The organism is Marisediminitalea sp. (assembly GCF_984433645.1).
The window spans coordinates 1-6,683 of the sequence record NZ_CFIDRX010000007.1 but is presented as its reverse complement, the minus strand read 5'-3'; the positions used below and the strand labels follow the sequence as shown (position 1 = coordinate 6,683).

9 protein-coding genes are annotated in these 6,683 nt (G+C 49.8%); 3 read left to right on the top strand and 6 right to left on the bottom strand.

From position 1 onward, the window contains the following. From AC4MRN_RS02015 to AC4MRN_RS01995, 5 genes are all read right to left on the bottom strand, one after another. On the bottom strand, positions 1 to 313 hold a 313-nt coding region (locus tag AC4MRN_RS02015), incomplete at its 3' end, for a S24 family peptidase (RefSeq protein ID WP_491202349.1). Further along, entirely contained in the window at positions 313 to 810 is a 498-nt protein-coding gene (gene sodN / locus AC4MRN_RS02010; protein ID WP_073323637.1) for a superoxide dismutase, Ni, read from the bottom strand. The genes AC4MRN_RS02015 and sodN, both read right to left, overlap by 1 nt. A gap of 2 nt (positions 811 to 812) precedes the next feature. Then, entirely contained in the window at positions 813 to 1,022 is a 210-nt protein-coding gene (locus AC4MRN_RS02005; RefSeq protein ID WP_139241583.1) for a hypothetical protein, read from the bottom strand. An 18-nt stretch (positions 1,023 to 1,040) separates the two neighbouring features. Further along, positions 1,041 to 1,487 (bottom strand): DUF2753 family protein, encoded by a 447-nt coding sequence (locus AC4MRN_RS02000; RefSeq protein WP_255052960.1) that lies wholly within the window; start codon positions 1,485 to 1,487, stop codon positions 1,041 to 1,043. Positions 1,488 to 1,514: 27 nt separating this feature from the next. Then, positions 1,515 to 1,880 (bottom strand): hypothetical protein, encoded by a 366-nt coding sequence (locus AC4MRN_RS01995; RefSeq protein WP_073323643.1) that lies wholly within the window; start codon positions 1,878 to 1,880, stop codon positions 1,515 to 1,517. A 117-nt stretch (positions 1,881 to 1,997) separates the two neighbouring features. On the opposite strand from AC4MRN_RS01995, the gene AC4MRN_RS01990 reads away from it, so the two are divergent. Continuing rightward, complete coding sequence (locus tag AC4MRN_RS01990; protein WP_491202348.1) at positions 1,998 to 3,596, top strand: alpha/beta hydrolase-fold protein; 1,599 nt, start codon at positions 1,998 to 2,000, stop codon at positions 3,594 to 3,596. Here the strand turns inward: AC4MRN_RS01990 and AC4MRN_RS01985 are convergent. Further along, the gene (locus AC4MRN_RS01985; protein ID WP_491202347.1) at positions 3,575 to 4,705 is read right to left on the bottom strand and encodes a putative manganese transporter; all 1,131 of its coding nucleotides are present in this window, start codon (positions 4,703 to 4,705) and stop codon (positions 3,575 to 3,577) included. The genes AC4MRN_RS01990 and AC4MRN_RS01985 overlap by 22 nt on opposite strands. 152 nt (positions 4,706 to 4,857) lie before the next feature. Between AC4MRN_RS01985 and AC4MRN_RS01980 the strand changes: the two genes are divergently transcribed. Then, complete coding sequence (locus tag AC4MRN_RS01980) at positions 4,858 to 5,199, top strand: hypothetical protein (RefSeq protein ID WP_155013873.1); 342 nt, start codon at positions 4,858 to 4,860, stop codon at positions 5,197 to 5,199. Positions 5,200 to 5,207: 8 nt separating this feature from the next. Beyond that, positions 5,208 to 6,590: a class II fumarate hydratase gene (locus AC4MRN_RS01975; protein ID WP_491202346.1), complete on the top strand. Its 1,383-nt coding sequence runs from the start codon at positions 5,208 to 5,210 to the stop codon at positions 6,588 to 6,590. Positions 6,591 to 6,683: the final 93 nt, after the last annotated feature.

Sequence of the window (6,683 nt, the reverse complement as noted above, 5' to 3'; positions counted from 1 at the left end):
TGAGGTAATCTAACGCGGTTCGTGGCGGCTTTTTAAACCAAATCACTTTGCCCAGTACCTCCGCTTTTGAAACCGGACCAATTTGATTCGAGGACACACTCTCGGCAATGTTGTCTCCACATAAGTAAAAGGTAGTTTTGCTGCTATCTACCGCAAGTACGCGTTTGACTATTACCCCGTATTGCGCGGTATTGACGACAACGAGGTCATTGAGAGAGATCGATAGAAAGGGGAACGTTGCTACCAGCACGTAGGTGTCTGGTGGCAACGTAGGAAGCATACTTCTGCCCTGAATGCGCAGCAGCTTTAACATTACAGGTCCGGGTACAAAACGTCTTCTGACGGCGGATAAGGACACGTCGCCGTTTTGGTTGCCACGCCTTTGGTTTGCCAAAAATACCCGGCAAACTGATTTACCAGTTGCAGAAGTTCCAGTCCCTTTTGGCGGTCGACATGTTGCTTACACGCAGAGCCCGCCAGCATGATTTTATGGACCAATTCGTGGGTATCGGGAAAGGTCTCAAATTGTGGCGCTTTGAAATAGTCCCCCCAAATCACTCGTACTTCGGCTTTCACCTTTTCGGCGTGAATCTCTTTCTCTCTGACCAACCGGCTCAGCTGCGCTTGCTGACTCAGTGACAGGCTCTCTTTGTCACCCAATTCCAATAGCAGGTCGGTAAGTCTGATCACACTCAGGGCCGCTACCTGAGCGATAATGGGGTCATAAATTTTACAGGGAATATCGCAGTGTGCGCTGGCGGTCGCAAACGATAGTTTTTTGTCGAGTCGACGCAATAGTGAGTGCAACATGCTCAGGACTCCCTTGAAGAAGAACGACTGATGGCTTTGTACAACGCAAAGATACAGGCCAGGCCAACGGCAGCCAGCGACAGTAAAAACAAAGCGTGTAAAATGGGGCTGGTCCAATGGCTATGGTCGTGCCCTTCATGTGCCAACGTCAGCGGGCTAACGAGTGCACAGATCGTCATCAACAATGACGCAAAAATTCGTTTGAGTTGCATGTATATGCTCCTGCTTAATTAATGGGTGGATGATTGCTGACTGGATTGAAACGCCAGCGGTATATTGCGATTGAGGAATCCGGATTTGGTTGCCCCGTACGCGCCGTGCTGCTTTTCAAACAGGCAAAGTTGCGTGTAGGCGATTCGACTTCCCCACAGCGGGCCGGGTAACTCGCCGCTACACTGAAGTATGTCGTGCATCTTTAATCGCGCGGCCTGAAAGTGTTGCCACGCTGCGCGGTAAGCGCCATTGCGCTGATACAACTCAGCCAGATTATGATGGCTTACCAACATGGCACCAATAGACTGTCGGCTGGCTGGATTGGCCTCGAGCAATACATCACTGCGTTGAATAGCCTGCTGATAATAAAACAGCGCTAACAGTGTGTGGGACTGATCAAAACAACGATTTGCCCGGCAAATTGACTGCTCCCAATAACCGTACGCCACATTGTAATCGTTCATTGTGTAGCCTCCTTTCAAAACCCGCGGCTAAGCGCCGTAGCGCTGCAAAGCAATTGGCTGACCCTGACCATCTACGGCTTGTAATACCGCCTGCACGCGCCGCTCAATAGCGCGCCGGTATTCGGTCAGGCGCAATGATTCATATGCGGTACACAATAGCAACGACAGAGACTTCACTTTCTCTATCATGCTTTGATTCTGGCCCTCTTCTACTTCCAGTAAAATCACGGCAATATCAAATGCACACCCTAAATAGGCAATACATTCGCGAAACTGCCCATCGCAAAACAGCGTGGTTCCCTGCCATTCGTCCCTCGCAAGAAAGTGCAAGGCTTCTTGTGGATGCCCGTAAACCCAATCATTGTGTTTGGCGCATAGATAGGAAATTTGCATAACTGTGCCCTCCTTGTCATTACAATAGACCCTCAAAATTGTAATTGCAAATGATAATTGTTACTATTTGCATAATTTCAATTCTGCGCTATTTCTGCACAACGAAAACAACACGTTATGAATATCCAACACGCCGTCTTCCGCACTGCAATATTGCTTTGCCTGTGCATCTCATCGCCTTTGTTTGCCGCCATCAGTAAGGGGCCAGTTAGTCAGCAAAAGACCCAGCTTTCTCTGACCCCACATCAAACAACACTCTCACTTCCGGTCAGTAAAGGGACATACGTAGCAGGCCAGGCAACGTCTCCCGGTGAGTTCTCGTTATGTCTGGCTGACGATAAGTTACACTGTGCACGACAACTGGTGTCATCGCATACCGGCACAGCCTGGTTCTACCTTGTGGCTCCTGTGGACTCGCCGGTTCTACTTGCACAAACAAAGCAACACATTCAGATAACCCTGCTGAAGCAGGTTCCGCGCAACCAGCAAACCTTTAATCAGCCAGATATTAGTAGCCCTGCTGTACTAAATGCGTTGCGAGCCTTGCAACAGCAAAAGGACACTGACACTGTGTGGCAAACCCTCATTGAAAACGGAGCTCCGCTTATCGAGCCTTCGAGTAAAGCCGACGAGTACCTGTTGACGTTCTTACACCGCGGCGCTAAACACAACGCCCTTATCTTTGGCGCCCCAGACCGAGATCACGGCTGGATGGCGCGTCTTGGTAACACGGATATCTGGTATAAAACCTATGTGGTCCCCGATACCACGGTTGTGTCGTATCAAATTGCGCCTGATGTTCCGCGATTTGAAGGCAGTCCGTTTGAACAGCGTGTCGCGCTAAAAGCAACGGCCCGGCGCGACCCATTAAATCCGCACACCACCAAACCGGATACCACTGACCCCTACATGCAGCTTTCTGTTGTGACATTGCCCAATGCAGCTCCCTACAAAGCTTGTGACAACGACTGCAAACTCACCGGGACTTCGCAAACATTTACGTTGTACAGTCAGCGATTAAACAACCATCGGCAGATCTCCCTGTATACTTCGCCAGACAATCAACACCCAGCCGACAGACTTCAGCTATTGCTGTTTGATGGCGTGCAATTTACGACTGAGATCAATGTACTGGCCACGCTTGAGCAGGCAGTCATCAACAACCGTATTCCGGCAGTCGATGTTGTGTTAATTGATACCCTGGACAACGCCACACGTGGTCAGGAATTACCTGACAACTCCCTCTTTACACAGATGTTGGTGGAAGAAATATTACCCGAGGTTTACCGCTTAACCGGGCGTGCGTTTACTGCTGAACAACGCATACTGGCCGGCTCCAGCTACGGTGGACTCGGCGCATTCAATCATGCATTTAAGGCTTCAGAGACGTTTGGCAACGCCATAGTGATGAGCGGTTCATTTTGGTGGGCTGCAGAACCGGGCTATCCGTCAGACCGCTATTTTGTCTCTGAACGTGTCATGGCATCTGCGCCACAAAAGGTGCGTTATGCCATGACGGCAGGTTTGTTTGAGTCCAGTCCAACGGGCAAAAAAGGGATTTTGTCAGGTAGCCGGCATTTGCGCGATATCCTCAAAGTGAAGGGCTACGAGGTACATTACAAAGAATACGCGGGCGGCCACGATTATGTGATTTGGGAACGGGCGCTGGTATGGGGAATTGAGGCATTGTTTCCCTATTCAAACCACCACCAGTAACTGTATGCTACCAACACAGCAGGCACTGCCGAATACACGGTTGCCAGCAGCGCAGCCCGGGGAGATAAGGCAATAGCGGGAAACAATGCATCTCCGTCGTTACTGATCGCATTGCCCAGTTGAGCAGAAAATGGGATCGCGCCATTCAGATACAGACTGGTCACCAGTATTTGTGGTCCGCATCCCGGTAAAAAACCGATTAAAATAGCCAGACCAACCACACCGCTTCCCATTGAGCTGAGCCATTGTGCTATATCTACCCCTGCTATTTCTACCAACAGCTCAAATAACAAAAAGGCAACCACAACCCAGGACAACACAAACTGGGTGTCCATTGCTGATTTGTGTTGCCAAATGATGGGGTGTTCACTTTTGTCCTCGCTCATCAGCGACGAATAATTCTGCCCTTTGCTACTCAGTGCCCATAGCGTAATACAGCAAAGCGCGAGTGCGCTTCCTATCGTCAGCCAAACCGATTCAGACAGACCAAACGCACCAGGCACATCAATCTGAAACGCCAACATGCCCGCAATGCTTACCGCAGGTATTGCAAACACAACCCAAAACCACACTGAAAGATGCCCGGCTAACATAGATGTGTTTGTTACCTCTGAATCGTCGGGCTGCGACTGACCGTCTGCCTGCTCCAGTGCACCGTCGCGGTAATTGTGCACAGTATTAATCAACATCCCGGTCAGGGTACCCGTAACCACACTCACTCCCATCACGGTCAGGCCATCCAGGGGTGCCTGAGCCAGGAGCAAAAATGCAGCATCTCCCATGGTACTGGTCAACACCGCTACTACGGCCCCGAAACTGGTTGCGCCTTTGGTGTATTGTGTAACCACAACTATGGCACCACCGCATCCTGGCAACGCGCCCAACAATGCAGCCATGCCAACTTCGGCTGCGGGATAACGGGACAGGAAACGGCTGATCGCATGTTCACTGATCCGGCTGGATAAGCTGTAATAAATTGCCAGGGTCGCAAATACAAACGCCGCCACCTGAAAAAAGGCATCCGTAAGCACAGAAAGTGTGATCCAACGCGTAGCTGGCAGGGCTATAAATACTGCTAGTATTAATGGTAAAGCTAAGCGTTTGTTCATTGGTAATCGCTTACTTTCAACGATTCGGGAGGCTTTATTTGAAAAAAATGTGCGCTCAAGCATGGCATCCACCACAATTACTATTTGACTCTCAATCTAGCAGCAATTAAATTAAATGCAAATCATTATCATTTGCAAATGGATTATTCAGCATGAATTGCACGGCTATGTTGGACACCTCTCGCTCTCTGGCAGAGCGGATTCGGAACGGCCACCAGCCAGATAATGGCCACTTATTGCGTTGGTATATTGAATTTACCGAAGAAGTCGCAAACGATTTAACCAAGGATCATCAAAAGTTTTTGTGTTTTATTCGTTGTGCGTGTGTGTTGGTAAATACCGCATATGACCAACACATCCCCTGGCAGTGGCGCACTCAGTGTCTCGATTATGTGCACCGACCACTGTTTGCAGCTCGTAGTGTTGGGCACACTCAAGGACACCAGCTATGGCTAAAGCACATTGAATCACAGCTAATGCAACCCCTACCCTAGAAAAATGAATGGAGAACAAGGTGAACACCAGAATTGAAAAAGACAGTATGGGGGAATTACACGTTCCCGAAGATGCGCTTTATGGCGCTCAGACTCAGCGCGCGGTAGATAATTTTCCAGTCAGTGGCAAGGCCATGCCAATGGGGTTTATTCAGGCCTTGATCCAGGTAAAAAAGGCGGCGGCACAGGCCAATCTGGAACTGGCCACCCTGGAACAGCCGGTTGGTGACGCTATATGCTCGGCCTGTGATCAACTCCTGGCTGATCCGGCGTTAATGCGTCATTTTCCGGTTGATGTCTTTCAGACCGGTTCAGGTACCAGCACCAACATGAATGCCAACGAGGTGATCGCCCGGCTCGCCACCCAGTTAACCGGCACCGAGGTTCATCCTAACGATCACGTAAACTACGGGCAAAGCAGTAACGACATTATTCCGACCACCATTCATGTAAGCGCGGCTATCGCGGTAAAAGAATCGTTATTGCCTGCAGCGTCACATCTTTACACTGTCATCAATCAAAAAGCACAAGCGGTGGGCGATTACTGTAAAACCGGCCGCACCCATTTAATGGATGCCATGCCCGTAAGAATGGACCAGAGTTTATCGGGATGGCAGGCTCAGATTGCCCAGCAAATCAAATCCCTGTCGGCACTACAACCAGCCATACAAACTCTGGCACTGGGCGGCACAGCAGTCGGAACAGGCGTGAATGCGCATCCTGACTTTGCTAATTGCTTTAATCAGGCACTCACCCGCCTTACCAACATTGCGTTTCAGCCCGCCGACAACTTTTTCGCACTGATAGCCTCTCAGGACACGGCAGTATCCTTATCGGGCATTCTGAAATCTTATGCGGTTACCATAATGAAAATTGCCAATGACTTGCGCTGGATGAACTCGGGCCCCCTTGCCGGCTTAGGAGAAATATCGTTACCCGCTCTGCAACCCGGCTCGTCCATTATGCCAGGCAAAGTTAATCCGGTTATACCGGAAGCCGCCGCTATGGCTGCAGCACAGGTAATGGGTAACGACTATGCAATTACGGTAGGCGGACAGTCTGGTAACTTCGAGCTGAATGTCATGTTGCCCGTGATTGCCAGTAATTTACTGGACAGTATTACGCTACTGTCAAACAGTTCAACACTGCTGGCCGACAAAGCCATCAAAGGGTTTACCGTGAATCAGGATAATCTTGAAAAAGCCCTGCACAAGAATCCAATACTGGTTACCGCATTGAACCCTATTATTGGTTACAACCGCGCGGCCGACATTGCAAAAGCGGCTTACAAGTCTCAGCGCCCGATTCTGGATGTGGCGCTTGAAATGACAGACATACCGGAGAGTGAACTGAAAGAACTGCTGGACCCGCGTAAGTTAACCAGCAATTAAGCAGTTCATAAAGAAATAGCCGCCCACTGCGTTTATGCTGGGCGGCACGATGACCAGATAATGCAATCGGGCTAAATTAGCCTTTCACAATAA